This window comes from Bradyrhizobium diazoefficiens (assembly GCF_016616885.1).
Lineage (GTDB): Bacteria > Pseudomonadota > Alphaproteobacteria > Rhizobiales > Xanthobacteraceae > Bradyrhizobium > Bradyrhizobium diazoefficiens_F.
This window is the reverse complement of the sequence record NZ_CP067102.1, coordinates 265660-291726: the sequence shown is the minus strand read 5'-3', so window position 1 is coordinate 291726 and position 26067 is coordinate 265660. Positions and strand designations below refer to the sequence as shown.

25 protein-coding genes and 1 pseudogene are annotated in these 26067 nt (G+C 64.1%); 14 read left to right on the top strand and 12 right to left on the bottom strand.

All coding sequences use genetic code 11. From position 1 onward, the window contains the following. Positions 1-9 precede the first annotated feature (9 nt). From mnmG to hemJ, 4 genes are all read right to left on the bottom strand, one after another. On the bottom strand, positions 10-1890 hold the full coding sequence (gene mnmG, locus JJC00_RS01270) for a tRNA uridine-5-carboxymethylaminomethyl(34) synthesis enzyme MnmG (protein ID WP_200470986.1): 1881 nt from the start codon (positions 1888-1890) through the stop codon (positions 10-12). A gap of 226 nt (positions 1891-2116) precedes the next feature. Then, positions 2117-3472 carry a tRNA uridine-5-carboxymethylaminomethyl(34) synthesis GTPase MnmE gene (gene mnmE, locus JJC00_RS01265; RefSeq protein ID WP_200470985.1) on the bottom strand — a complete coding sequence of 452 codons (1356 nt, stop codon included), beginning with the start codon at positions 3470-3472 and terminating at the stop codon, positions 2117-2119. Positions 3473-3790: 318 nt separating this feature from the next. Continuing rightward, positions 3791-5056: a transcription termination factor Rho gene (rho, locus tag JJC00_RS01260; RefSeq protein ID WP_027535007.1), complete on the bottom strand. Its 1266-nt coding sequence runs from the start codon at positions 5054-5056 to the stop codon at positions 3791-3793. Positions 5057-5304: 248 nt separating this feature from the next. Next, on the bottom strand, positions 5305-5739 hold the full coding sequence (gene hemJ, locus JJC00_RS01255; protein WP_200470984.1) for a protoporphyrinogen oxidase HemJ: 435 nt from the start codon (positions 5737-5739) through the stop codon (positions 5305-5307). Between the two features lie 462 nt (positions 5740-6201). Between hemJ and JJC00_RS01250 the strand changes: the two genes are divergently transcribed. The 4 genes from JJC00_RS01250 to dnaQ are packed head-to-tail and all read left to right on the top strand — an operon-like array spanning position 6202 to position 9029. Continuing rightward, positions 6202-7041 carry a pyruvate, water dikinase regulatory protein gene (locus JJC00_RS01250; protein WP_200470983.1) on the top strand — a complete coding sequence of 280 codons (840 nt, stop codon included), beginning with the start codon at positions 6202-6204 and terminating at the stop codon, positions 7039-7041. Between the two features lie 8 nt (positions 7042-7049). After that, a complete protein-coding gene (locus JJC00_RS01245; protein ID WP_200470982.1) occupies positions 7050-7658 on the top strand; it encodes a Maf family nucleotide pyrophosphatase in 609 nt (202 codons plus the stop codon). A gap of 23 nt (positions 7659-7681) precedes the next feature. Further along, on the top strand, positions 7682-8281 hold the full coding sequence (gene coaE / locus JJC00_RS01240; protein WP_200470981.1) for a dephospho-CoA kinase: 600 nt from the start codon (positions 7682-7684) through the stop codon (positions 8279-8281). A 28-nt stretch (positions 8282-8309) separates the two neighbouring features. Next, positions 8310-9029, top strand: a complete 720-nt coding sequence (gene dnaQ, locus JJC00_RS01235) for a DNA polymerase III subunit epsilon (RefSeq protein ID WP_200470980.1) — start codon at positions 8310-8312, stop codon at positions 9027-9029. Here dnaQ and secB read toward each other — a convergent pair. Beyond that, entirely contained in the window at positions 9026-9514 is a 489-nt protein-coding gene (gene secB / locus JJC00_RS01230; RefSeq protein ID WP_200470979.1) for a protein-export chaperone SecB, read from the bottom strand. The two genes, dnaQ and secB, sit on opposite strands and share 4 nt — an antisense overlap. A 422-nt stretch (positions 9515-9936) precedes the next feature. Between secB and JJC00_RS01225 the strand changes: the two genes are divergently transcribed. The 3 genes from JJC00_RS01225 to JJC00_RS01215 are packed head-to-tail and all read left to right on the top strand — an operon-like array spanning position 9937 to position 12708. Then, positions 9937-10641, top strand: a complete 705-nt coding sequence (locus tag JJC00_RS01225) for a Tim44/TimA family putative adaptor protein (protein ID WP_200470978.1) — start codon at positions 9937-9939, stop codon at positions 10639-10641. Further along, positions 10619-12118, top strand: coding sequence for a murein transglycosylase A (gene mltA / locus JJC00_RS01220; protein ID WP_200470977.1), 1500 nt, complete (start codon positions 10619-10621; stop codon positions 12116-12118). The genes JJC00_RS01225 and mltA overlap by 23 nt, the downstream gene beginning before the upstream one ends. Continuing rightward, positions 12115-12708 carry a Smr/MutS family protein gene (locus tag JJC00_RS01215; protein WP_200470976.1) on the top strand — a complete coding sequence of 198 codons (594 nt, stop codon included), beginning with the start codon at positions 12115-12117 and terminating at the stop codon, positions 12706-12708. The genes mltA and JJC00_RS01215 overlap by 4 nt, the downstream gene beginning before the upstream one ends. Here JJC00_RS01215 and JJC00_RS01210 read toward each other — a convergent pair. The 4 genes from JJC00_RS01210 to hslV form a co-directional block, all read right to left on the bottom strand. Beyond that, the gene (locus tag JJC00_RS01210) at positions 12705-13829 is read right to left on the bottom strand and encodes a hypothetical protein (protein ID WP_200470975.1); all 1125 of its coding nucleotides are present in this window, start codon (positions 13827-13829) and stop codon (positions 12705-12707) included. The two genes, JJC00_RS01215 and JJC00_RS01210, sit on opposite strands and share 4 nt — an antisense overlap. A gap of 28 nt (positions 13830-13857) precedes the next feature. Beyond that, the gene (gene hslU, locus JJC00_RS01205) at positions 13858-15162 is read right to left on the bottom strand and encodes an ATP-dependent protease ATPase subunit HslU (protein ID WP_200470974.1); all 1305 of its coding nucleotides are present in this window, start codon (positions 15160-15162) and stop codon (positions 13858-13860) included. Positions 15163-15309: 147 nt separating this feature from the next. Beyond that, positions 15310-15795 (bottom strand): GNAT family N-acetyltransferase, encoded by a 486-nt coding sequence (locus JJC00_RS01200; protein WP_200470973.1) that lies wholly within the window; start codon positions 15793-15795, stop codon positions 15310-15312. A 3-nt stretch (positions 15796-15798) separates the two neighbouring features. After that, the gene (gene hslV, locus JJC00_RS01195) at positions 15799-16359 is read right to left on the bottom strand and encodes an ATP-dependent protease subunit HslV (RefSeq protein WP_200470972.1); all 561 of its coding nucleotides are present in this window, start codon (positions 16357-16359) and stop codon (positions 15799-15801) included. Positions 16360-16561: 202 nt separating this feature from the next. Between hslV and hisB the strand changes: the two genes are divergently transcribed. From hisB to coaA, 7 genes are all read left to right on the top strand, one after another. Continuing rightward, entirely contained in the window at positions 16562-17155 is a 594-nt protein-coding gene (gene hisB / locus JJC00_RS01190) for an imidazoleglycerol-phosphate dehydratase HisB (protein WP_200470971.1), read from the top strand. A 66-nt stretch (positions 17156-17221) separates the two neighbouring features. Continuing rightward, positions 17222-17752, top strand: coding sequence for a DUF2628 domain-containing protein (locus JJC00_RS01185; RefSeq protein ID WP_200470970.1), 531 nt, complete (start codon positions 17222-17224; stop codon positions 17750-17752). Further along, positions 17749-18399: an imidazole glycerol phosphate synthase subunit HisH gene (gene hisH, locus JJC00_RS01180; protein WP_200470969.1), complete on the top strand. Its 651-nt coding sequence runs from the start codon at positions 17749-17751 to the stop codon at positions 18397-18399. Before JJC00_RS01185 ends, hisH begins: the two co-directional genes overlap by 4 nt. Beyond that, positions 18396-19133 (top strand): 1-(5-phosphoribosyl)-5-[(5-phosphoribosylamino)methylideneamino]imidazole-4-carboxamide isomerase, encoded by a 738-nt coding sequence (gene hisA / locus JJC00_RS01175; RefSeq protein WP_200470968.1) that lies wholly within the window; start codon positions 18396-18398, stop codon positions 19131-19133. Before hisH ends, hisA begins: the two co-directional genes overlap by 4 nt. Positions 19134-19136: 3 nt before the next feature. Beyond that, positions 19137-19913, top strand: coding sequence for an imidazole glycerol phosphate synthase subunit HisF (gene hisF, locus JJC00_RS01170; RefSeq protein WP_200470967.1), 777 nt, complete (start codon positions 19137-19139; stop codon positions 19911-19913). Positions 19914-19992: 79 nt separating this feature from the next. Beyond that, the gene (locus JJC00_RS01165; protein ID WP_200470966.1) at positions 19993-20319 is read left to right on the top strand and encodes a phosphoribosyl-ATP diphosphatase; all 327 of its coding nucleotides are present in this window, start codon (positions 19993-19995) and stop codon (positions 20317-20319) included. Positions 20320-20347: 28 nt separating this feature from the next. After that, the gene (gene coaA, locus JJC00_RS01160; RefSeq protein ID WP_200470965.1) at positions 20348-21304 is read left to right on the top strand and encodes a type I pantothenate kinase; all 957 of its coding nucleotides are present in this window, start codon (positions 20348-20350) and stop codon (positions 21302-21304) included. Between the two features lie 202 nt (positions 21305-21506). Here coaA and JJC00_RS01155 read toward each other — a convergent pair whose 3' ends face one another. The 3 genes and pseudogenes from JJC00_RS01155 to JJC00_RS01145 all read right to left on the bottom strand — a co-directional run bounded on the left by JJC00_RS01155 (position 21507) and on the right by JJC00_RS01145 (position 26025). After that, positions 21507-23732: an ATP-binding protein gene (locus JJC00_RS01155; protein ID WP_200470964.1), complete on the bottom strand. Its 2226-nt coding sequence runs from the start codon at positions 23730-23732 to the stop codon at positions 21507-21509. 182 nt (positions 23733-23914) lie between these two features. Further along, a pseudogene (locus JJC00_RS01150) lies at positions 23915-24389 on the bottom strand (hypothetical protein). A 97-nt stretch (positions 24390-24486) separates the two neighbouring features. After that, the gene (locus tag JJC00_RS01145) at positions 24487-26025 is read right to left on the bottom strand and encodes a YifB family Mg chelatase-like AAA ATPase (protein WP_200470963.1); all 1539 of its coding nucleotides are present in this window, start codon (positions 26023-26025) and stop codon (positions 24487-24489) included. Positions 26026-26067: the final 42 nt, after the last annotated feature.

Below are 26067 nucleotides of genomic sequence, written 5' to 3'. Positions count from 1 at the left end.
GTGAAACGCCTATGCAATTGCCTTGGAAGTCCTGCGCGCCTCACGGCGAAGATAGGCCGCGAGGATGCCGAGTGCCGCCGGCGTCATGCCATCGATCCGGCCGGCCTGACCGACCGTGAACGGCCGCGACTTCTCCAGCTTGGCGCGGACTTCATTGGAGAGACCCGGGACCTGCTGGTAGTCGACCTCCGACAGCACCATCCCCTCGTCGCGCCGGAAGGCTTCGACGTCGGCGCTCTGGCGCTCGAGATAAACATCGTATTTGGCGTCGATCTCGAGATGGGTGGCGATGACGGGATCAATGGCGGACAGCTCCGGCCAGATCGCGCGGACCTGGCCCCAGCCGATATCCGGATAGGCCATCAACTCAAAGGCTGAGCGGCGTTGGCCGTCCCGGTTCAGGGACAGCCCGTGCTTGATCGCTTCGTTCGGAGTGATGGCTAGCGACTTCGACAGTGTCCGCGCCGCGTTCAGGGCGTCCATCTTGGCACGATGATGCTGGGTCCGGGCACTGCCGACACAGCCCAGCGCGATCCCCTTCTCGGTCAGGCGCTGATCGGCATTGTCCGCTCGCAAGGTCAGCCGGTACTCGGCTCGCGATGTGAACATCCGATAGGGCTCGCTGATCCCGCGGGTGACGAGGTCGTCGATCATCACGCCGAGATAGCCGTCGGCACGATCGAACACAGTCAGCGCGGCGCCGCTGGCAGAGAGCGCGGCATTGAGGCCGGCGACGATGCCCTGGCCGGCCGCTTCCTCGTATCCGGTGGTGCCGTTGATCTGTCCGGCCAGGAACAGACCGCGCAGACGCTTGGTCTGCAGGGTCGGATCGAGCTCACGGGGATCGATGTGGTCGTACTCGATGGCATAGCCCGGACGGACCATCTTCACCCGCTCCAGGCCGGGGATGCTGGCGAGGATTGCGAGCTGGACTTCCTCCGGAAGCGAGGTCGAGATGCCGTTGGGATAGACCGTGGTGTCGTCGAGCCCTTCCGGCTCAAGGAAGATCTGATGGCCATCGCGATCGCCGAACCGGACGATCTTGTCCTCGATCGAGGGGCAATAGCGCGGTCCCGAGCTCTTGATCTGGCCGGAATACATCGGGGAGCGATGGACATTGGCCCGGATCACCTCGTGGGTGGCGGCCGTGGTCCGGGTGATCCCGCACTGGATCCGAGGGGTCGTGATCCGTTCTGTCATCACAGAGAACGGCTCCGGCGGCTCGTCTCCGGGCTGCATCTCGACCGCGGACCAGTCAATCGTCGAGCCATCCAGACGCGGCGGCGTCCCGGTCTTCAACCGTCCCAGGGTGAAGCCGGCCCGCTCAAAGGAGCCCGAAAGACCCATCGCCGTGGCCTCGCCGACGCGGCCGGCGGGCCAGTTCTTCTCGCCGAGATGGATCAGGCCACGGAGAAAGGTGCCGGTGGTGATGACGACCGCCCCTGCCCGGAGCACCCGTCCGTCCGTCAGGCGCAGCCCGGTGACCCGGTCCTCGACCACGATCAGCTCGTCGGCCTCACCTTCGATGACGGAAAGACCTTCGGTCTCCCCGATCGCAGCCTGCATCGCAGCGGCATAGAGTTTCCGGTCGGCCTGGGCCCTGGGGCCACGGACAGCGGGGCCCTTGCGACGATTGAGCACACGAAACTGGATGCCGCCGGCATCACCGGCCCGGCCCATCAGACCATCGAGGGCATCGACTTCGCGCACCAGATGGCCCTTGCCCAGACCGCCGATGGCCGGATTGCAGGACATCGCGCCGACAGTGGAGAAACGGTGCGTCACCAGAGCGGTCGTCGCACCCATCCGAGCGGAAGCAGCCGCGGCCTCACAGCCGGCGTGGCCGCCGCCAATCACGATGACGTCGAAACTCTCTCGCTCTGTTCGCATGGACCGACTTCTAGCTCAGCGGCCGGAAAGCCGGAAGTGGAAACTCGGTGAGGCCCAGTGTTTCACGTGAAACGATGTCGTCGGGGGCCGGGGCAATTTCGCAAAAGCAACCCCATGCACAGTAGGAACAGCGTTGGGATAGTTGCTGTTTCACGTGAAACAGGGTGGAACCCGTCCACGCACAAGCAATGGAAACAAGCGCTAGTTTTACATTGAAGAACTAGCGCTACTTTCCGATGCAGAATTTTTGGAAAATGGCCCCGAGGACGTCCTCGACATCCACCCGGCCAAGCAGCCGACCCAAGGCATAAGCGGCGGCGCGCAGTTCCTCGGCGGCGAGCTCTTCGCCCTCTTCTACAAGCTCCAGACTTCGGCGCAAGCTGTCGGCGGCCCGAGCCAACAGATCTCGCTGCCGGGCCCGGGTCACCAACGCGCCCTCGGTGGTTCCGAAAAAATCAGCCGCGAATTTGACGAGGGCCTCGACCAGCTCGGGGATGCCATCGCCCCGGCTCGCCGAGATCCCGAAATCGCCGGGCGGCCGGGCCGTTGCGGCTCCGCCGAGATCGATTTTGTTTCTCACAATCCAGACCGAGCCGCTTGACCGCTGACCCTCGCCGGCGGTCCGGAGCGACCGCGTCGCGTCCGGATCAGCGGGTCGCTCTCCCTCCACCAGCCACAGCACGAGGTCGGCGTCTTCGGCCCGCGCCCGCGCCCGGCGCACGCCTTCCTGCTCGACGGGATCATCGGTCTCGCGAATGCCGGCCGTGTCGATCACCGTGACGGGATAGCCGTCGAGATCGAGCTGCACCTCGATCACGTCACGCGTGGTGCCGGCGTGCGGCGAAACGATCGCAACCTCGCGGCGGGCGAGCTGATTCATCAGCGTCGACTTGCCGACATTCGGCTCGCCAGCGATCGCGACCACCAGGCCGTCGCGCAGGCGTTCAGAATGTCCCTGTGCCGCAAGGACTTTTACAATTTCATCATGCAGCGCTTTGATCGCTTTCACGGCCGGCGCCATCAATTCCGCGGGCACGTCGCCCTCGTCGGAAAAATCGATGCCGGCCTCGATCAGCGCCGATGCCTCGATGATGCGCTCGCGCCAATCACGCGCGCGGTTGCCGAGCATGCCCTGCAACAGGCGCAGCGCCTGGCGACGTTGGCGATCCGTGTCGGCGTGGATCAGATCGTCGAGACCCTCGGCCTCGGTGAGGTCGAGCTTGCCGTTCTCAAACGCGCGCCGGGTGAACTCGCCTGGCTCGGCGGCGCGTGTATTCGGAATTAGCGAAATCTCCGCGAGGAGCGCGGCTAGCACGGCGCGTCCGCCATGAACGTGGAATTCGGCGACGTCCTCGCCGGTCGGACTCCTCGGCCCCGGAAACCAGAGCACGACCGCATCGTCGATCGGCTGGCCCGCGCCGTCCCGAAGCAACCGGCGGCTGGCTCGCCGCGGCGTGGGCAGCTTACCTGCGAGCGTCGTCAGCACCAGGCCGGCTTGCGGGCCCGAGACGCGCACCAATGCGATCGCGCTCGGCGGACGGCCTGACGACAGCGCAAAGATGGTCTGGTCTCGCGGGTGCATGGCCTATTTGTCCGGCTGGCGGGGAAAAGGCAATCGGCCCTCTCATGGGCGTACGTGACTGCTTTGCCGCGCTCCAATCCGCCAGCAAAGTCCATATTGCGATGCAACATAGAGCACAGAATTCTGCTGCAGGAACCCGTCACACTCGCCAGGATAGGCTCGACCTAGGTCTAATATTGTTTAGATATATCAACAGACTAAGCGAAGCTCGACTCTAACCGCGAAATCCACCCTGAATGCTGCACCTTCGCTGCAGCAAAGCCGCACAACGAAAAAGGGCGCCCGAAGGCGCCCTCAAAACTCTTGCTGTACCCAGGCTCAGGTGTTCATGGAGTCGAAGAACTCCGAATTGCTCTTGGTCGAGCGCAGCTTGTCGAGCAGGAAGTCGATCGCGTCCATGGTGCCCATCGGGTTCAGGATGCGGCGGAGCACGTACATCTTCTTCAGCACCTGATTGTCGGTGATGAGCTCCTCCTTGCGGGTGCCGGAGCGCGAGATGTCGATGGCCGGGAAGGTGCGCTTGTCCGAGACCTTGCGATCCAGGATCAGTTCCGAGTTACCGGTGCCCTTGAACTCTTCGAAGATGACTTCGTCCATGCGGCTGCCGGTATCGACCAGCGCGGTTGCGATGATGGTCAGCGAGCCGCCCTCCTCGATGTTGCGGGCGGCACCGAAGAAGCGCTTCGGGCGCTGCAAGGCGTTGGCGTCGACACCGCCGGTCAGCACCTTGCCGGATGACGGCACCACGGTGTTGTAGGCGCGGCCCAGACGCGTGATCGAGTCGAGCAGGATGACGACGTCGCGGCCGTGCTCGACGAGACGCTTGGCTTTCTCGATCACCATTTCGGCGACCTGGACGTGACGCACCGCCGGCTCGTCGAAGGTCGACGACACGACCTCGCCCTTCACCGAGCGCTGCATGTCCGTGACTTCTTCCGGACGCTCGTCGATCAGAAGCACGATCAGATAGCATTCGGGATGGTTGTGCGTGATCGAGTGCGCGATGTTCTGCATCAGCACGGTTTTACCGGTGCGCGGCGGCGCGACGATCAGCGCGCGCTGGCCCTTGCCGATCGGCGCGACGATGTCGATCACCCGTGCAGACAGGTCTTTTCGCGTCGGATCGTCGATTTCCATGCGGAAGCGCTGATTCGGAAACAGCGGCGTGAGGTTGTCGAAATTGACCTTGTGCTTGGCCTTTTCCGGGTCCTCGAAATTGAGCGTGTTGACCTTCAGCAGCGCAAAATAGCGCTCGCCCTCTTTCGGGCTGCGGATGTGGCCTTCGATGGTGTCGCCGGTACGCAGGCCGAAACGGCGGATCTGCGAGGGCGAGACATAGATGTCGTCCGGGCCCGGCAGATAATTCGCATCGGGCGAGCGGAGGAAGCCGAAACCGTCGGAGAGCACCTCGACGACGCCCTCGCCGACGATGTCGGTTTCCGCGAGCGCAAGCTGCTTGAGGATGGCGAACAGCAGCTCCTGCTTGCGCATGGTGCTGGCATTCTCGACCCCGTTCTCTTCCGCGAACGAGACGAGCTCGGCCGGCGTCTTCGACTTGAGGTCCTGGAGTTTAATTTCCCGCATTGGGGTGGTCCTGTGGGGTAACCTTGGGAGGGGGTGCGAGGAGGCTCTGAAATGCGGACGCGAGAAGGTAAGGTCCGCAGGTCTGGCAAGGTGAGTGCCGGTGGAGGCTTCAAACCTGATGCGGTGTCCGGCTTTTAAAAAGCTCGGACACAACCACATCCGCCTGCGTTGGGTGGGATATCGCTAATATAGAAAATCGCTTCCCACTCCGCAAGCCGAAGCGATGAGCGATCGTTCGCGTTTCCTGCCTAGAACGGCTTCACGATCACCATGATGACGATGATGATCATCAGAACGGTCGGCACCTCATTGATAATCCGGAAGAATTTCTGGCTGTGCGGGCGCTTGTCGGCGGCGAAGTCCTTGAGCCAGCGGGAAAAAAAGCCGTGGACCGCGGACATCGCCAGGACCAGTGCCAGTTTTACGTGCAGCCAGCCGAACGTGAACCAATGGCCGGCCCAGGCGAGATAGAGCCCGGCAAGCCAGGTGACGATCATGGCGGGGTTGATGATCGCCTTGAGCAGCCGGCGTTCCATGACTTTGAAGGTTTCGGACTGTTTCGAGCCGATCTCGGCCTCGCAGTGATAGACGAACAGCCGCGGCAGATAGAGCATGCCGGCCATCCAGGAGATGACCGCGATCACATGCAGCGCCTTGATCCAGAGATAGATGTCTTCAAACATGTTTTGCTTCCGGCTCCGCCCAGCTCAGCTCAGAGAACGCTGGGGATAGTAAGTACTCGTTAAGGTCTTACCTGCACACATATCCGTCCGTAGCGCTCCTCTTAAATCTAAGAATCTTAGATTCTTAAGGTTTGAGTCTATGTGACCGTGGATTGGACTCATGCAATTCCATCCGCTGGTTGAGCTGCGCTTGTTCACATCCATCAACATATCCCGGATAGCTCTGGCGGCTCGCGATAAGTCAGCCAGCTTCAAAGGCTTGCGCGTTTCTGTCGGCAGCTTATCAAGGGGGTTGTCCGCGCAATCCCGTTTTCCGCTCGGCGGGGCGCCGGACTTGTTCCGATGGGCAGTGGTGTGAAGAAAATTGGCACTTGTCCCGCCCCTGGTGTCGCGCAACCCTTTCCGAGGGGTTAAGGTCCACAGAAATCCACAAACCACACCGCCCCCATACAAAGAGTTTTTGTGCCGACCTCGAACAATTATTTCCACCTGCACCTCGTCTCCGACTCCACCGGCGAGACCCTGATCACGGTCGCGCGTGCGGTCGCAGCCCAATACGCAAACGTCACCCCGGTCGAGCATGTCTATCCGCTAGTGCGCAGCCAGAAGCAGCTCGATCGCGTGCTCGATGAGATCGAGGAAGCGCCAGGCATCGTGCTGTTCACGCTGCTGGAGAAAGATCTGGTCTCGAGGCTCGAGGACAAGTGCAAGACTATCAATGTGCCGAGCCTCTCGATCATCGGCCCGGTCATGCAGTTGTTCGAAGCCTATCTTGGCGCTGCGACGACGGGTCGCGTCGGCGCGCAACACGTGCTCAACGCGGAATATTTCAAACGCATCGACGCGCTGAACTATACGATGATCCATGACGACGGCCAGCATGTCGATGGGCTCGAGGAAGCCGACGTCGTGCTGGTCGGCGTGTCCCGCACCTCGAAAACGCCGACGTCGATCTATCTCGCCAACCGTGGCATCCGTACCGCCAACGTGCCTCTGGTGCCGGGCATCCCCGTGCCGGCGCAATTGGGGACACTGACCCGGCCGCTGGTCGTCAGCCTGCACGCGACGCCGGAGCGTCTGATCCAGATCCGCCAGAACCGCCTGCTCTCCATGGGCGCCGAAGCCGGCAGCGACACCTATACCGATAGGCAGTCGGTCACCGAGGAGGTCGCGTTTGCGCGCAAGCTGAGCGCCAAGCACGACTGGCCGCTGCTGGACGTCACGCGGCGCTCGATCGAGGAAACTGCGGCCGCGATCATGAAGCTCTACAGCGATCGCCAGCGCAACCGGCCCTCGGAATAGTTTTTGCGATGGGCCTGTGGCGCGGCACATCTCCGTTGGTCCTGGCCTCGCAGAGCGGCGCGCGCAAAGTGCTGCTGGCGAACGCCGGGCTCGAATTCGAGGCCGTTACCGCTGACATCGACGAGCGCGGTATTCAGGCTGCGTCCAAACTTTCGAACGCGCGCGAGATCGGCCTGTTGCTGGCGCGCGAGAAAGCCAAGGCGGTCTCGGCGAATCGTCCCGGAAGCTATGTGATTGGGGCCGACCAGACGCTGACGCTGGGGAATCGGCTCCTCAACAAGCCCACCGGTCGTTCGCAGGCGCTGGCGCAGTTGCGTGATCTCGCCGGGCATAGCCACGAGCTGAATTCCGCCGTCGCCGTGGTGCATGACGGCAAGGTCGTCTTCGAGGATGTGTCGGTCGCCCGCATGACCATGCGGCAGATGACCGAGGCCGAGCTTTCAGCCTATCTCGATGCCGCCGGCGATGCCGTCACCACCAGCGTCGGCGCCTATCAGCTCGAAGGTCTCGGCATCCATCTGTTCGAGCGCATCGAGGGTGACCATTTCACCATTCTCGGCCTGCCGCTGCTGCCGCTGCTTGCGTTCCTGCGGGGCGAGCGGCTCATTACGGTGTGATTGACAGGGATGGCTTGGCGCTGATGCGGATTCTCGGACTGACCGGCTCGATCGGAATGGGCAAATCCACCACCGCGAAATTGTTCGCGGAGGCCGGTGTGCCCGTCTACGACGCCGATGCTGCCGTCCATCAGCTCTATCAAGGCGAGGCCGCACCCGCGATCGAGGCCGCCTTTCCCGGCACCACCGCGAACGGAAAGGTCGATCGTTCCAAACTGTCTGCGCGCGTGGTGCACGATCCCGCCGCGATCAAGCAGCTCGAGCAGATCGTTCACCCCATGCTCGGCGCCTCCCGGCAAAAATTCTTTGCCGATGCCGAAGCCGCCAAGGCACCGGTCGTGGTCCTGGATATTCCCCTGCTGTTCGAAACCGGCGGTGAGAAGCGGGTCGACGCCGTGGTCGTGGTCTCGACCTCGCCGGAAATCCAGCGCGAACGTGTGCTGGCGCGGGGAACCATGGACGAAGCAAAACTGGACGCCATCATCGCCAAGCAGACGCCTGATGCCGAAAAGCGCAAACGGGCCGATTTCGTCGTGGATACCTCACACGGACTTGAGCCGGTGCGCGCGCAAATCACGCACATCCTGGCCGAGGTCGTTAAGATGCCGCAGCGGCGAGCCTGATTCGCCGCCTCATACGGCACCACACATCATGCGCGAAATCGTTCTCGATACCGAAACCACCGGCCTCGATCCGCTCCGCGGCGATCGCCTGGTCGAAATCGGCTGCGTCGAGATCTTCAACCGCATGCCGACGGGACAGACGTACCACGTCTATATCAATCCTGAACGGGACATGCCGGCGGAAGCCTTTGCCGTGCATGGGCTGTCGGCCGAGTTTCTCTCGACCAAGCCGCTGTTCCACGAGGTCGTCGACGAATTTCTGGCGTTCGTCGGCGATGCGCCGCTGGTGATCCACAACGCTTCGTTCGACATCAGCTTCATCAATGCCGAGCTCGACCGGATCAAGCGTGCCGCGATCCCGCGCGAGCGGCTGGTCGATACGCTGCTGCTGGCGCGGCGCAAGCATCCCGGTGTGTCGAACCGGCTCGACGATCTCTGCTCGCGCTACTCGATCGACAATTCACGCCGCACCAAGCACGGCGCGCTGCTCGATTCCGAACTGCTCGCGGAGGTCTATGTCGATCTGGTCGGGGCGCGGCAGTCGCAGCTGCTGCTGGCGTCAGACGCCCAGGAGATTCGCGTCAATGCCGCTGGCGATGCGCCGCGGCGGCAGCGGTCTGTGCCGCTCGCGCCGCGGGTTTCAGACGCCGAGCGCGAAGCCCACCGGGCTTTCATCGCAACGCTCGGCGACAAGGTGATCTGGAACGAGTTTTTGGCCGCTCCAGTTGCCGTCACTCCGGCTGGTTAGGCCTGACCGGTCTGACCACCAGCGGCCATTTGCCGCTCCATGTTCTGGCGATAGAGACCGACGAAATCGACCGGGTCCAGCATCAGCGGCGGGAACCCGCCGTCGCGCACGGCGGTCGCGATGATCTCGCGGGCGAACGGGAATAGCAGGCGCGGGCATTCGATCATGACCAGCGGATGCAGGTTCTCCTTCGGCACGTTGACGATCCGGAACACGCCGGCATAGGCGAGCTCGAACGAGAACATCACCTTGCCCGCGTTCTCGGCCTTGCCTTCGACCGACAGCGTCACCTCGAACTCGGATTCGCTGAGGTTGTTGGCGCTGACATTGATCTGGATGTTGATCTGGGGCGCCTGGCTTTGCGGCTGGAGCGAGGTCGGCGCGTTCGGATTTTCGAACGAAAGGTCCTTGGTATATTGCGCCAGCACGTTGAGCTGGGGAGCAGCCTGGGCCGCCTCGGGAGGGGTGCCGTTACCGTTGGTCATCAGAGTGTCTCCTTACCCGATTTGGGCTGAATTTCGCGGCGGTTGGCTAACATAGGGCCGCCTCATTCCACAAGGACGAACGGCTCCGGACGGTCGATCCGGGCCACGCCTACAACTGTGACGTTCCGCCCGCCCCGGACCCGAAATCGCACGTTAAACGCTTGAAGATGCGCGATTTCCGGCCAGGATCGGGTTTCCCCTTAAGCATAAAACGCGCTACACTTGATGCTGTGCCAAAAGGCGCCATTGGCCGGGCATGATTTCGTGCCTACATCCGACGGACGCGACGCGCAGGCCCAAAACCGGTCCTAAAATGGTGATGTAGCCTTGCCGTTCCGGTATGGAACGGTCTACTGGCCGGATTGATTTTCCCGGCAGCGACCCCAAAGAAGACCTGAGAAAAGACCAGAAAGCGATACGACGTGGACATCTACACCATCATCTTCCTTGCGCTGGCGGTCTTTATTTTCCTGCGGCTGCGCAGCGTGCTGGGGCAACGGACCGGCAATGAGCGGCCGCCGTTCGACCGCACGGCTCGTAATGCGCTTGGGGGTGCCCCGGACAAGAATGTCGTGACCATGCCGGGCAAGGTGATCGACCAGGCGCCGCTGGCGCCGACGGCCGAGCCCGCTCCGCCCTCCGACCGCTGGAAGGGGCTGACCGAGCCGGGCACCGCGCTCGCCCAGGGCCTCGATGCCATCGTCGACAGGGATTCCACCTTCGATCCGCGCCACTTCATCTCGGGCGCCCGCGGCGCCTATGAGATGATCGTGCTGGCCTTCGCCAATGGCGATCGCCGCGCGCTGCGCGACCTGTTGTCGTCCGAGGTCTATGAAAGCTTCGACGCCGCAATCAAGGACCGCGAGAAGAACGAGCAGAAGACCGAGACGCGCTTCGTCTCGATCGACAAGGCCGAGCTGGTCGGCGCCGAGCTGCGCGATCGCACGGCCCAGCTCACGATCCGGTTCGTCTCCCAGATGATCTCGGCCACCCGCGACAAGGCCGGCAACATCGTCGACGGCAACCCTGACACGGTCGCCGACATTACCGACATCTGGACTTTCGCCCGCGATATCACCTCTCGCGATCCGAACTGGAAGCTGGTTGGCACCGGAAGCGCGAATTAAGAGTTTCCTGAAGAACAGCGCGACGGCGCTTTGCGCAGGTGTCGTCGTGCTGGCTTCGTTTTCGCTTGGCGCCGAGGCTGCGCGGCGCCACTACCGCAGCCATTACCATCATCTTCCCGACGTGGCCGCGATTCCTCCGCGGGCGTTGCCCTATCCGCAGCTCCCTCTCCCGTTCGAAATTCCCGGCGCACAATATTTGCCGCTGGTCTGGGCGGACGTGAAGGGCTGGAGCGATGACGATCATCTCGCGGCGTACAAGACCTTTCGCGCCAGCTGCCGCTCGATCAATGCACAGACCGGCGCTCCTGAACAGAAGGCTCTCGGCGGCTCGTTGAGCGAACCCTGCCGTGCCGCCAAATCGCTCGAGCTGACCGACGACGCGAAAGCCAAGACCTTCTTCGAGGAGAATTTCTCGCCGCTGCGGATCTCGCGCCTCGGCGAGCCCGACGGTTTCGTCACCGGTTATTACGAGCCAGTGCTGGAGGGATCGCGCACCCAGACCGATGTCTACAACGTCCCGGTCTATCGGCGCCCCTCGAACCTGTTCGTGCGCGGCTACAATCAGGCCTCCGTCAGCCTGCCCAACAAGGGATCGGTCTACCGCAAGATCGGCCGCCGCAAGCTCGTGCCCTATTACGATCGCGGCGAGATCGAGGACGGCAAGATCGCCGGCCGCGGACTCGAGATCGCCTGGCTGAAGGACCCGACCGATCTGTTGTTCGCCCAGATCCAGGGCTCGGCGCGCATCAAGTTCGACGACGGCGGCACCATAAGGCTCAACTACGATTCCTATAACGGCTATCCCTACACCGCCGTGGGACGTGTGCTGATCGAGCGCGGCATCATTCCGAAGGAAGAGATGTCGATGCAGAAGATCCGGGAATGGATGGCGCAGAATCCTGACGGCGCCAAGGAGCTGCGGCGCCAGAACCGCTCCTACATCTTCTTCCGCGAGGTCAATCTGTCCGACAAGGACGAGGCGGTCGGTGCGCAAGGCATCCCATTGACCGCCGGCCGTTCGATCGCGGTCGACAAATCGCTCCATGTCTACGGCACGCCGTTCTTCATCGAGGGCGGGCTGCCGATTGAGTCCGAACGCGCCAAAACGCCGTTCCATCGCCTGATGATCGCGCAGGACACCGGCTCGGCCATCGTCGGCCCCGCGCGCGCCGATCTCTATTTTGGCGCCGGCGCTGACGCTGGCCGCGTCTCGGGCCGGCTGCGTCACCCCATGCATTTCGTTATGCTGGTGCCGAAGAGCCTCGATCCGGCCGTGCGCGCCGCGCGGCTGCCGGTACCGGATCCGCGGCCGTCGGAGAAGATCGCAAAGCTGTTTCCGCAGACCGATCCCAAGGACCCGGCGAAGGGCGAGACCGTCGCAATTGCCGGCCCGGTGCCGCTGCCGGCGCCGCGTCCCGTGATAGAACCTGTCCGCGAACCGCGCAGGCACATCAAAAGTCGTTCCCACCAGCAATGAAGCGATCGTCCCGTCCGCCCGTGCTGGATCCTCCGCGTCCCTCGTCGCGTCGTCGTGGGTTGACCGAGGAAGATCGCGAGCTGTGGGAGCTCGTCGCAAAGCAAGTCAAGCCACTGCGGAAGCATCGCGCAACGAAGGTGCACACCACGCCGCGCGCTGAGCCGTCGCTGGTAGCGCCGGCCGCAAAGCCTGCGCCGTCGCCGCGACCTTTGGCTCAAGCGCCAACCCCGCGTCCAGCCAAGCCGGCGATACCGCCGCTCGCCCCGCTCGGCAAGCGCGAGCGGACAAAACTGTCGCGCGGCCGCAGCGAGATCGAGGCGCGGCTTGATCTGCACGGCATGACCCAGATACGCGCGCACCGCGCCTTGAGCGGCTTCCTCCACCGCGCCCATCACGATGGCCTGACCTTTGTGCTCGTCATCACCGGGAAAGGCCGCAGCGGCGGCGAAAGCGGCGTGCTGCGTCGGCAGGTGCCGGAATGGCTGAGCCTGCCGGAATTCCGCGCCTTCGTTGTGGGCTTCGAGGAGGCCGCTATCAGCCATGGCGGCGAGGGCGCGCTTTATGTTCGGATCCGGCGGGCGAGGTCTTAGAACGGCCGGACGATTCCGACCCGCGGGATCAAAGTGATGATCAGGCCGAAGATGTTGGTCTTCTGGTCCTCGGCCGGAATCAATGGCGTCTCTTTATCGGCCGGCAGCATCTTTACTGCATGCAGGATAAGGAACATGCAGACCGCCCAGTTCGAGATCCAGCGCGAATAGTCGAACACCATCGCGAACATCACGAGATAGGCAAGGCTGACGCCGATCAGCGCCGTGATCACCAGCCGGCGATGCGTCTCGTTCGCGAGCCCGCCGATCAGCTTCGCAAAGTAGCGCCACAGCGGCGTGTGCAGCCAGATCAGCAGGGCGAAGAGGGGCACGCCGAGGATGTTGTGCGGCAGGCGGCCCCAGGTGTCCGAGATCTCCTTCGCCAGCGGCTGATACCAGATGTAGCTGAATTGCAGCAGATCCGTGCGCGAGGGATCGACCATCCGGGTTTTCAGATACGCAACGAAATCCGCCTCGGGGATCGGCATCGTTCCCAGGAACTGCGCGGCGAAGAACAGCATGATCACGGAAAGCAGCGTGACCAGACCGAACGCGACGTTCGTCCGGGTGATGCCGTGAGCGAGATAGTGCCTGGTCACGACGATGGTGATTATGGTCGGCACATACATCAGCAAATGGATGTGGTGGATCAGGACGAGAATGATCGCGAACAGCGCCGCCGTCGCCACGAACAGCAATGAGCCCGCCGGCATCAGCAGCAGGATGAGCGCCAGCGCGCAGCCATAGATGTCGAAATGGCCGAGCGTGTGCATGAAGTTCTTCAGGAAGAACGGCGAGCCCGCGATGAAGACGAACAGCGGCAGCGTCTTCGCGGTGAAGCCGAACGTCCTCTGAAACAGTTTTGCGTAAAGCCCCAGCGTCAGCAGCCACGTCGCCCCGCCGAGCGCGAACACCAGCCAAACCGGCACCTTGGCCGAGAACAGCGCGACGATCGCGCCGATCAGCGCACGCTTGATGAAGCCGAAATGATAGTCGACGAGGAGATGGACGTAGGGGACGTAAGGCGGCAGCTGGATCTTGTGAACGAACACGCCGACGATGACCGCCGCGTTGATCGCGAGCAGAAATCGCCAGGGGTTTTGCAGGATGCGCGCGGTCACGCCGCATCCATAGCGTGCCAGAGCCGAATTACAAAATGAACCGGCTCAGGTCGGCATTCTTGGCGAGGTCGCCGACGTGCTTCTGCACGAAATCGGCGTCGACCCGGACGGTCTCGCCGTTGCGGTCGGGGGCTGTGAAGGAGATCTCGTCCAGCACGCGCTCCATCACGGTCTGGAGCCTGCGCGCGCCGATGTTCTCGACGGTCGAATTGACGGCGACCGCGATGTCGGCGAGCGCGTCGATGGCGCTGTCGGTGATGTCGAGCGTCACGCCCTCGGTCTGCATCAAGGCAACATATTGCTTGATCAGCGAGGCCTCGGGCTCGGTCAGGATGCGGCGCATGTCGTCGCGGCTCAGCGCCTGCAATTCGACGCGGATCGGCAGGCGGCCCTGCAATTCCGGCAGCAGGTCGGACGGCTTTGCGACGTGGAAGGCGCCAGAGGCGATGAACAGGATGTGGTCGGTCTTCACCGCGCCATGCTTGGTCGAGACCGTGGTGCCCTCGATCAGCGGCAGCAGGTCGCGCTGCACGCCTTCGCGCGAGACGTCGCCGCCGACGCGGCCCTCACGCGCGCAGATCTTGTCGATCTCGTCGAGGAACACGATGCCGTTGTTCTCGACCGCGCTGATCGCCTCCAGCGTCAGCTGGTCGGTATCCAGCAGCTTGTCGGACTCTTCGTTGACCAGGATTTCGTGCGAGCCCTCGACTGTCAGCCGCCGCGTCTTGCGGCCTCCGCCAAGCTTGCCAAAGATATCGCCGATCGAGATCGCGCCCATCTGTGCGCCCGGCATGCCCGGGATCTCGAACATCGGCATGCCGCTGCCGCCGCCTTGCGTCTCGATCTCGATTTCCTTGTCGTTGAGCTCACCGGCGCGCAGCTTCTTGCGGAAGGATTCCCGCGTCGCCGCGCTGGAATTGGCGCCGACCAGCGCATCGAGCACGCGCTCCTCGGCGGCGAGCTGGGCCCGCGCCTGCACGTCCTTGCGCTTGCGCTCGCGCACCTGGGAAATCGCGACCTCGACGAGATCACGCACGATCTGCTCGACGTCGCGGCCGACATAGCCGACCTCGGTGAATTTTGTCGCTTCCACCTTCAGGAACGGCGCATTGGCGAGCTTTGCCAGTCGCCGCGCGATCTCCGTTTTGCCGACGCCGGTGGGTCCGATCATCAGGATGTTCTTCGGCAGCACCTCCTCGCGCAAGGAACCGGTGAGCTGCTGCCGGCGCCAGCGATTGCGTAGCGCGATCGAGACGGCGCGCTTGGCATCGGCCTGGCCGACGATGAAACGGTCGAGTTCGGAAACGATTTCGCGGGGAGAGAAGTCTGTCATGGGGACCTTAGCTAGGGTCAGAAACGGGCCGGGACAAGCCGCTTTTTTGGCCGTCAGATGATCTGAGGATCGGACGAGCTTCAGAACGGTGAGCGTCAGATTGTCGCGAATGTGCAGCGCCCTTGCTGTCGTGCGTGCTTGTCGGCGTCACGGCTCGCGCACCATCAACAGTGCGGCCCCATCCGGGGTATCGACCATGCCGTCGCGGACGAAGCCTGCTTTCTCATAAGCGCGCACGGCACGCGCATTGAGCGGATCTGGATCGGTGACCATGCGCGGCAGGCCCTGCCGGAAGCTCTCATCGACGAATTGGCGGATGAACGCCGATCCATGGCCGCACCCGATCATTGCACTCTCACCAATGAACTGGTCGATCCCACGCGTGCGCTCAGGTTGCAGCCCGAAGCCCGTATTCCAGGCGGTCAGGCGATAGCACTGAAGATAGCCGAAGGGCTCGCGGCCGGCCAACACGATGAACTGGTCCATCGCCGGCTCGTCGAGGTCGCCGCTGACGAGCGCAATCTGCTCGTCCGGATCGCCCCACCATTCCCGCACATGCGCCTCGCCCAGCCACCGCCGGATCAGCGGAAGATCGGCCGCCATCATCGGGCGGAAGGCGTAGGGGGGCACCATGACCTAGCCGGCCGCCAGGCTTTCGATGGTGACGTTGCGGTTGGTGTAGACGCAGATGTCGGCGGCGATGTCGAGCGAGCGGCGGACGATGGTCTCGGCGTCCTTGTCGGTGTCGATCAGGGCGCGGGCCGCGGCCAGCGCATAATTGCCGCCGGAGCCGATCGCCATGACGCCGGCCTCGGGCTCGAGCACGTCGCCGGTCCCGGTCAGGACCAGGGAGACGTCCTTGTCGGCCACGATCATCATGGCCTCCAGCCGCCGCAAATAGCGGTCGGTGCGCCAGTCCTTGGCGAGCTCCACGGCGGCCCGGGTCAACTGCCCCGGATATTGCTCGAGCTTGCTCTCCAGCCGCTCGAACAGGGTGAAAGCGTCGGCCGTGGCGCCGGCAAAGCCGCCGATGACATCGCCCTTGCCAAGTTTCCGGACCTTTTTGGCGTTGGACTTGATCACGGTCTGGCCGATCGAGACCTGGCCGTCGCCGCCGACCACCACCTTGCCGCCCTTACGGACCGTCAAAATCGTGGTGCCGTGCCAGACCGGCGAGCTGTTCTGGGAATCCTGCATCATAATCCTCGTTGTCTGCGCTGATTTAGGCGGTCAGGAGCAAAGGGACAACCGGCCCACAACGGGCCGTTCCGGCCTCAAATTCGCTCACCATAGGCAGAAGTAGAAGCCCGGCCAGCCGTTCCCGCAGTAGCGAAGGCGTCATTTGGCTGTTAATAGACTGGCGTTTTCGGCTCAAAGCTAGAATGGAAACCGATTTTCCATGCGCACCGCGACGATCAAGCGCAAGACCAAGGAAACCGACATCGAGGTCACCGTGAACCTCGATGGCACCGGCGTGGCCAATATCGCGACCGGCATCGGCTTTTTCGACCATATGCTCGATCTCCTCGCCCGCCATTCCCGCATCGACCTCACGGTCAAGGCGGTGGGCGACCTGCACATTGATCATCACCATACCACCGAAGACACCGGCATCGCGCTCGGCCAGGCGGTCAGGCAGGCGCTCGGCAACATGGCGGGCATCACCCGCTATGCCGGCGTGCACATGCCCATGGACGAGACGCTGTCGCGCGTGGTCATCGACATTTCGGGCCGCCCGTTCCTGGTGTTCAAGGCCGACTTCCCCCGCGACAAGATCGGTGAGTTCGACACCGAGCTGGTGCGCGAGTGGTTCCAGGCCTTCGCCATCAACGCCGGCGTGACTCTCCACGTCGAGACCCTATATGGCGATAACAGCCACCATATCGCCGAGTCCTGTTTCAAGGGGCTGGCGCGGGCGCTGCGCACCGCGGTTGCGATCGATCCCAAGGCGGCGGGCGAAATCCCGTCCACCAAGGGCTCGCTCGGCGGCTGACGTCTTCGTCTCGGTGGCGAACGCTGCCGGCGGTATCAATGAATTCTCGAGAACGGGGCATCGAAAATGCCTGTCTACACAGTTCATGCTCCCACCCCAGGCGGGGCCGATCTGCGCGCGACCGACAGATTCGTGTTCGTGCGCGACGGCTTCCATTTCTGGGCGATGGTATTCGGCCCGTTCTGGCTGGCCTGGAACAGGCTTTGGCTGGCCCTGATCGGCTGGATCGTCTTCCTCGCCGCGTTCGATGCCGGGCTGCACAGCCTCGGCGTCGGCCGTAGCTCGATCTTCTTCGCCAACATCATCGTCGCGCTGCTGATGGGGTTCGAGGCCTCGAGCCTGCGCCGCTGGACGTTGTCGCGCGGCAAGTGGCGCCAGCTCGACGTCGTCGTCGCTGACGACGAGGACACCGCCGAGCGGCGCTTCTTCGAGCGCTGGAGCCAGAAGCAACGCGGCATCGTCAATGATCAATGGGCCGTCGATCGCGGCGGCCCGCCGCCGACCCGCAACGTGCCGGGTCAGCAATTCTCCAACCCGCCGCCGATTCCGGCCGGCGGCATCATTGGATCGTTTCCAGAGCCGGGAGGGTCAAGATGAGCGTCGCCATCATCGATTACGGTTCCGGGAATCTGCATTCCGCCGCCAAGGCGTTTGAGCGCGCCGCGCGCAGCATGGAGAATCCACAGACAGTCTTCGTGACCAGCGATCCGGATCAGGCCTATGGCGCCGACCGTCTGGTGCTGCCGGGTGTCGGCGCCTTTGCCGATTGTCGGCGCGGGCTCGATGCCGTCAACGGCATGGTCGAGGCGATCACCGAAGCCGTTCGCGTCAAGGCGCGGCCGTTCTTCGGCATTTGTGTCGGCATGCAGTTGATGGCCAGTCGGGGCAAGGAGCATGTCATCACCGAAGGCCTGAACTGGATCGGCGGCGATGTCGAGAAGATCACGCCGCGCGACGAGAGCCTGAAGATCCCGCATATGGGCTGGAACACGCTCGATGTGTTGGGCGAGCATCCGGTGCTGAACAAGCTGCCGCTCGGCCCCAAGGGCCAGCACGCTTATTTCGTGCACTCCTACCACCTCAACGCCGCCAACGAGGCGGACGTGCTCGCGCGCGCCGATTACGGCGGGCCTGTCACCGCGATCGTCGCGAAGGACACAGCCATCGGCACGCAGTTTCACCCCGAGAAGAGCCAGCGTTTCGGCTTGGCCCTGATCTCGAACTTTTTGCGATGGAAACCGTGATTCTTTTTCCTGCCATCGACCTCAAGAACGGCCAGTGCGTGCGCCTCGAGCAAGGCGACATGGCGCGCGCGACCGTGTTCAATCTCGATCCTGCAGCCCAGGCGCAGAGCTTTGTCACGCAGGGTTTTGAATATCTCCACGTCGTCGACCTCGACGGTGCGTTCGCCGGCAAGCCGGTGAATGCGCAGGCGGTCGAGGCGATGCTGAAAACGATCAAGATCCCGGTGCAGCTCGGCGGCGGCATTCGCGATCTCGCGACCGTCGAAGCCTGGCTCGAAAAGGGCATCACCCGCGTCATCATCGGCACCGCTGCCGTGCGCGATCCGGAGCTGGTGAAGGCGGCTGCGAAAAAATTCCCCGGCCGCGTCGCGGTCGGGTTGGACGCGCGCGACGGCAAGGTCGCGGTCGAAGGCTGGGCCGAGACCTCGCAGGTCACGGTGCTGGAGATCGCGCAGCGTTTCGAGGATGCCGGCGTTGCCGCCATCATCTTCACCGACATCGCGCGCGACGGCCTGCTCAAGGGCCTCAACCTCGACGCGACCATTGCGCTTGCCGACGCGATCTCGATTCCCGTGATTGCGTCGGGCGGCCTCGCCTCGATCGAGGACGTCAAGGCCATGCTGACGCCGCGCGCGAAGAAACTCGCCGGCGCGATCGCCGGCCGCGCGCTCTATGACGGCCGGCTCGATCCCACCGCCGCCCTCACTTTGATCCGCAACGCGCCCGGGAGCTGACACATGTTCAAGGTGCGCGTGATCCCCTGCCTCGACGTCAAGGACGGCCGCGTCGTCAAGGGCGTCAACTTCGTCGATCTGCGCGATGCCGGCGATCCCGTCGAAGCCGCGATCGCCTATGACGCCGCCGGTGCCGACGAGCTCACGTTCCTCGACATCACCGCGACCCACGAGAACCGCGGCATCATGCTGGACGTGGTCCGGCGCACCGCGGAGGCCTGCTTCATGCCGCTGACCGTCGGCGGCGGCGTGCGCGAGGTCAACGACATCAAGACGCTGCTGCGCGCCGGGGCCGACAAGGTGTCGATCAACAGCGCTGCGGTGTCACGGCGCGAGTTCGTCAAGGAAGCTGCCGAGAAGTTCGGCGAGCAGTGCGTCGTGGTCGCGATCGACGCCAAGCGGGTCAAGCGCGCGGGCGGCTCCGAGCGCTGGGAGATTTTTACCCATGGCGGGCGCAACTCGACCGGCATCGACGCCATCGAATATGCCCAGGAAGTGGTCTCGCTCGGCGCTGGTGAAATCTTGCTCACCTCGATGGACCGCGACGGCACGCGGCAGGGCTTTGACATCCCGCTGACCCGAGCGATCGCCGACAGCGTTCCCGTTCCCGTGATCGCCTCGGGCGGCGTCGGCAATCTCGACCACCTCGTCGACGGTATCCGCGACGGGCGCGCCACCGCCGTGCTGGCCGCCTCGATCTTCCACTTCGGGGAATTCACCATCCGTGAAGCCAAGGAGCACATGGCCCGGCGCGGACTACCGATGCGCCTGGATGCCTGACGACTCCCGTTCATAAAAGTGCTACATCAACCGGCGAGGACTGGCTCAACCGGCCAGGCGCGCGTTTCGAGTATGCAGTATGCCGCGTTTCACGATCCACGATCTCGCCGTCACCATCGATGCCCGCGCGGCCTCCGGTGGCGAGGGCTCCTATACCCGCAAGCTGCTCGACAAGGGCGCCGAACATTGCGCCAAGAAGTTCGGTGAGGAAGCAGTCGAAACCGTAATCGCAGCAGTCGAAAACGATCGCGATCATCTGATCGCCGAGAGTGCCGACCTGCTCTATCACTTCCTTGTGCTGCTCAAGGCGCGCGGCGTAAAATTGGAAGAGGTGGAAGCGGCACTGGACAAGCGTACGAATATGTCCGGGTTGGAAGAGAAAGCGTCTCGCAAGAGCGGCAGCTAGCCGAACTCTTTACGGAGAAGGTCGCGTCATGGATATCCGCGCACCCGAGCAGCAATATAATCCATACCGCGTCTATTCGCGCGAAGAATGGGCGCGGCTGCGCGACGATACGCCGATGACGCTGGAGCCGGGCGAGTTCGACCGGCTGCGTTCGCTGCACGACCGCCTCGACCTCAAGGAGGTCGAGGACATCTATCTGCCGCTGTCGCGCCTGCTCTCGATCTATGTCGATGCGACACAGCGCCTGTATTACGCCGAACGCCAGTTCCTCAACATCCGCGACCGCAAGGTCCCATACATCATCGGCGTCGCCGGCTCGGTTGCGGTCGGTAAATCCACCACGGCCCGCGTGCTCCAGGCCTTGTTGGCGCGCTGGTCGCCGCGTCCGAAGGTCGACCTGATTACCACGGACGGATTCCTTTACCCGAAAGCGCTGCTCGAGCAGCAGGGCATTTTGCAGAAGAAGGGCTTTCCGGAGAGCTATGACCTGCCGCTGCTGCTCAACTTCCTGTCCGACATCAAGTCGGGCCGCCGCCATGTGCGCTCGCCGGTCTATTCGCATCTGACCTACGACATCGTGCCGAACGAATGGGCCGAGATCGACCAGCCCGACATCCTGATCGTCGAGGGCGTCAACGTGCTGCAGACCGGGAAGCTGCCGCGCGACGGCAAGGCGGTGCCCGTGGTCTCCGACTTTTTCGACTTCTCGGTCTATATCGATGCCGACGAGGCGGCGCTGCGGCGCTGGTACATCAAGCGCTTCCTGGCGCTGCGCGACACCGCGTTCACCGATCCAAAATCCTATTTCCACCGCTATGCGCTGCTGTCCGACGAGGAGGCCACCGCCACCGCCACCGCGATCTGGGAGCGCACCAACCTCGCCAATCTCGAGGACAACATCCTGCCGACCCGCCCGCGTGCGACGCTGATCCTGAAGAAGGGCGCGGATCACGCGGTGGAGAGCGTGGCGCTCAGGCGGCTGTGAGCCACACACTCGTCATTGCGAGTTGAGCACCGGCCAGACGGCCGACCCCGCTGGATGAAAATGGGTGATTGCTCCTGACGGAGTCTGCTGGAACTCACACACTTTCTTCTTAGCGCAGCGAAGCAATCCAGAATCCCTCCATGGAGGCAATCTGGATTGCTTCGTCGCAAGGGCTCCTCGCAATGACGACGGAGAGACTTCGCTACACCGCCAGCTGCCGCGCTGCCGTCAGGCCGGCCAGCGCCTCGTCCAGCTTCTCGCGATCGAGCGGCTTGATCAGAAATCCGTTCATGCCCGCCTCGAAGCAGGCGTAGCGATCGTCCACCAGCGTGTTTGCGGTGAGCGCGAGGATCGGCGTGTGGTGGCCGCCTGTTGTGGCCTCGTGGGCGCGGATACGCTTGGTCGCTTCGATGCCGTCGAGCTGTGGCATCTGGATGTCCATCAAGACCAGATCATAGGGCGTGCCGGCTGAGCTGGCCGCGAGCCAGGATTCCAGCGCTGCCTCGCCATGGACCGCGATGACGACGCGATGACCGAGCTTTGTGAGAAGCGATCGCATCAAGAGCGCGTTGATCTCGTTGTCTTCGGCGACGAGGATCGTAAGACCTTTCGCGGGCGTTGTGATCGCGGCCGGCTCGACGGGTTCGGGCGCGAGATCGGGCGAGGCGACTTCCGACGTCAGCGCGAGCCGGGCGGCGAGGGACGCTGCGCGCAGTGGCTTGACCAGGAAGCCGGTGAAGGCCGGCGAGAGCTTTTCATGACGCGAGGTCGGCGTCAGCAGCACGAGCCGCTGCGCCGCATGAGTGCGGGCGGCTTCGCCCAGGCGATCAGCGACGGCCGGACCGAGTGCGCGGTCGATCATCACCGCATGCCATGAGCGTTCCGGCAGCAGCGCCTCGGCTACGGCCGCATCCGCGACCAGGCAGGTCTGGCCGCCCCAGCGTTCCAGCCGCCGCGCGATCAGGGACGCTTCGATGCCGTCGGCCACCAGCAGGATCGACTTGCCGGCGAGGTCGGGACTCGGGAACGCCGTTTGTCCGGCGTCGCCTTGCGATGGCGCGAGCGGGATCGCGACCTCGAAGGTCGCACCCTGAGCCGGCGCACTCTCCAGCGTGATGCGACCGCCCATGCGCTTGACGATGCGCTCGCTGATGGCGAGGCCAAGCCCCGTGCCGCCATAGGTGCGGGCGACGCGGTCGTCGGCCTGCTCGAATTCGCGGAAGATGTGCTGCTGCGCGTCCGGCGCGATGCCAATGCCGGTATCGCGGACCAGAAAACTGATCTCGTTCGGCCAGATGCCGGGTTCGACGATCAGCGCCACGCCGCCGTGAGCTGTAAATTTGATGGCGTTGCCGGCGAGGTTGAGCAGCACCTGGCGCAGCCGTGCGGCATCGCCAACGACTTCCAGCGGAAGCCGCTCGTCGACATAGGCCGCGATCTCGAGGTCTTTCGCCTGCGCGCGCGGGGCCAGCAGCTCGGTGATCTCCTCGATCAAGATCGAGAGCGCAAAGGGACGCTGGTCGAGATCGAGCTTGCCGGCTTCGATCTTGGAATAGTCGAGCAGCTCCTCGATCAGCGCCATCAGCGCTTCGCCCGAAGTCTTCACCGCCCGGGCGTAAGTCGTCTGCTCCGGCGTCAGCGTGGTGTCGAGCAAGAGGCCGCCCATGCCGATGATGCCGTTCAGGGGGTTACGGATCTCGTGCGAGGCCATCGCGAGGAAGCGCGATTTGGCGCGGTTGGCGGCGTCGGCCTGGTCGCGGGCATCGGACAGCGCGCGTTCGGTCTCGGTGCGGTCGGTGACGTCGCGGCCGACACTCTGCAGTTCGGCGGGCTGGCCGGCATCGAGCCGCACGAACCCTTCGCGCCAGGCGATCCAGCGTGCGCCGAGCGGAGTGGAAATTCCCTGGTCGTGAATGCGCGTGCCGTTGCTTTCGCGCGCACTGTCGCCCTGCTCCAGCACGTCGAAATCAAAACGCGTGCCGACCAGCGCGCTGCGCGCCTGCCCGGCCAGCGCGCAATAGGCGTCGTTGGCGAAGGTGATGCGGCCCTGATGGTCGCGCAGCACGATCAGATCGCCCTGCGATTCGAACAGGCTGCGGGCGCGCTCTTCGGCTTCCTTCAGCTCCCAATTGCGATCGATCAGCGCCTCGTTGTGGGCGGCGAGCTTGCGCATCCGCTTGGCGACGAAACGCAGCCGCATGCTAAGCGTCGCCAAGCCAAGGCAGGCCAGCGCGAACAGGAAGCTCGCGCCGATCGCAAAGGTGTTGGGATCGTAGCCGGAATTCGGCGTGCGGCTTCCGGTGACGAAGCCATAGGCGCCGCCAAACGTCGCCGAGAAGATCATGAAGGAGCGGATCGCGAAGGCAATTCGGGGGTGCTGCCGCCTGAAGCGGCGCATGCGCACCTTGATCCGGAACATCCCACCCATTGCCACCGACCCTGAATTCTTAACCGAGACCCCGTCACCGCCGTTGCGACGATGTCTCGCCGACCTTGCGAACAGCTTGAGGCTTTGCGGCGGCCTCCAAACAGGGTTGACGAGGTGTTAACGCCTCAGAGCATGATCCGGAAAAGTGTGGAGCGGTTTTCCAGAGAGATCATGCTCAAACTTCAAAGCGAGGCGGCCTGGAGAGGCAGCGGGGGATGGCCGCCATGTGCGCCGACGATCAGCGCCGCGGCCTCGCGCTGCGAGAACGTCTTCGAGCGCACATAGATCCGGTAATCGGCCGGGCCATCAGCGGAAAGATAGACCACCGGGCCGCCATCAACCGGCTGCGCGGCGATCGTGATGAGGCGCGTCGCCGGATTGGCCTGGCAGGACTCGGTCTCGGATCCGAGGCCGTCGTCCACGACGGCGAAGTCCGCGGCATCCGCATCGTCGGTGATCTGGACCCGCACCGTGGCCCGCGACAGATCGTCGGTGAAGGCGACATGGACGCCGGCCGTCCAGAACAGGGATGTCAGCTCGACCGAGGTGTCGCCGAGGGCGATGCAGGGATGCGAGACCGATCCGATCTCGTTGCGAGCGAACACCGCGGCCGCCAACAGGGGGAACCACTGAGGCCAGGATCTTGAAACGCAACATGACACTCTACTCGCCGGGCCCGGACTGGAACTGATGGGCCTTATGGTTTGCAGAGCGTAAAGGAAACTCGTTACCGCCGGGTTGATGCGCGGAATGATCACGCCAGCTGGCGTACATCCTCCGCGAGTGCGCGGTAGGACAGCGCTTCGGCGAGATGCAGCCGGCCGATCTTGTCGGCGCCATCGAGGTCGGCGAGCGTGCGCGCCACTCGCAGCACGCGGTGATAGCCGCGCGCCGACAGCCGCATGGTTTCGGCGGCATCGCGCAGCAGCTTTTGTCCCTGCGCGTCGGGCTTGGCGACGTCTTCGAGGACCGAGGCCGGCGCCTCGGCATTGGTGCGGACCTGCGGCAGGCCGGCATCCGCATAGCGCGCGAGCTGGATGTCCCGCGCCGCCGCCACGCGCGCGGCGACCTCAGCGGAGCCTTCGGCCGGCGGCGGCAGGATCAGATCGGCCGCGGTCACGGCCGGGACCTCGATGCGCAGATCGATGCGGTCCATCAGCGGGCCGGAGATGCGTGCCTGGTAGTCGCCGCTGCAGCGGTCGATGCGTCCGCGCTTGCAGGCATAGCCGGGCTCGAACGCGTTGCCGCAGCGGCACGGGTTCATCGCCGCGATCAGCATGAAGCGCGCGGGGTAAGTCACGCGGTGATTGGCGCGGGAGACCGAGACCTCGCCGTTCTCCAGCGGCTGGCGCAGCGAATCCAGCACGCGCGGATCGAATTCCGGCAGCTCGTCGAGGAACAGCACGCCCTGATGTGCGAGCGAGATCTCGCCGGGCTTTGCCCGCGCGCCGCCGCCGGTGAGTGCGGCCATGCTGGCGGAATGATGCGGTGAGCGGAACGGCCGCTGCGATGTCAGCGCGCCACCCTCGATCTCGCCGGCGACGGAGGCGATCATCGAGACCTCGAGCAATTCGCCAGGCGACAGCGGCGGCAGGATCGAAGGCAGGCGCGCCGCCAGCATCGATTTGCCGGCACCGGGCGCGCCGATCATCAGGAGGTGATGCCCACCCGCGGCTGCGATCTCCAGCGCGCGCTTGGCGCTCTCCTGGCCTTTGATGTCGCGCAAATCGAGCGGCGAGGCGGCGGCTTCGTGGACTTTCGGCACGGGCCGCGACAACACCTGCGTGCCCTTGAAATGATTGGCGATCTGAATCAGCGAGTGTGCGGCGACGATCTGGATATCCGGGCTCGCCCATGCGGCTTCCGAGCCGCAGGCCGCCGGACAGATCAGACCTTCCTCGCGCACATTGGCGCCGATCGCGGCGGGCAAAACGCCGGCCACCGGCGCGATCGAGCCGTCGAGGCCAAGCTCGCCGAGCACGGTAAAGCCGGTCAGCGCATCCGGCGGGATTGCGCCGATCGCCGCCATTAGCCCGAGGGCGATCGGCAGGTCGTAATGGCTGCCTTCCTTGGGCAGGTCGGCCGGCGCGAGATTGACGATGATCCGTCGCGCCGGCAGCGCCAGGCCCGAGGCGATCAGCGCCGAGCGGACCCGCTCGCGCGCCTCCGACACGGCCTTGTCGGGAAGGCCGACGATGGCGAACGCCGGCAGGCCCGGCGCGACCTGCACCTGCACGTCGACCGCGCGGGCCTCGATCCCTTCAAAGGCGACTGTCGAAACCCGCTGGACCATGCTGCCCCCTCGCACAATCGAGGGTAGCAGAGGTCGATGGCC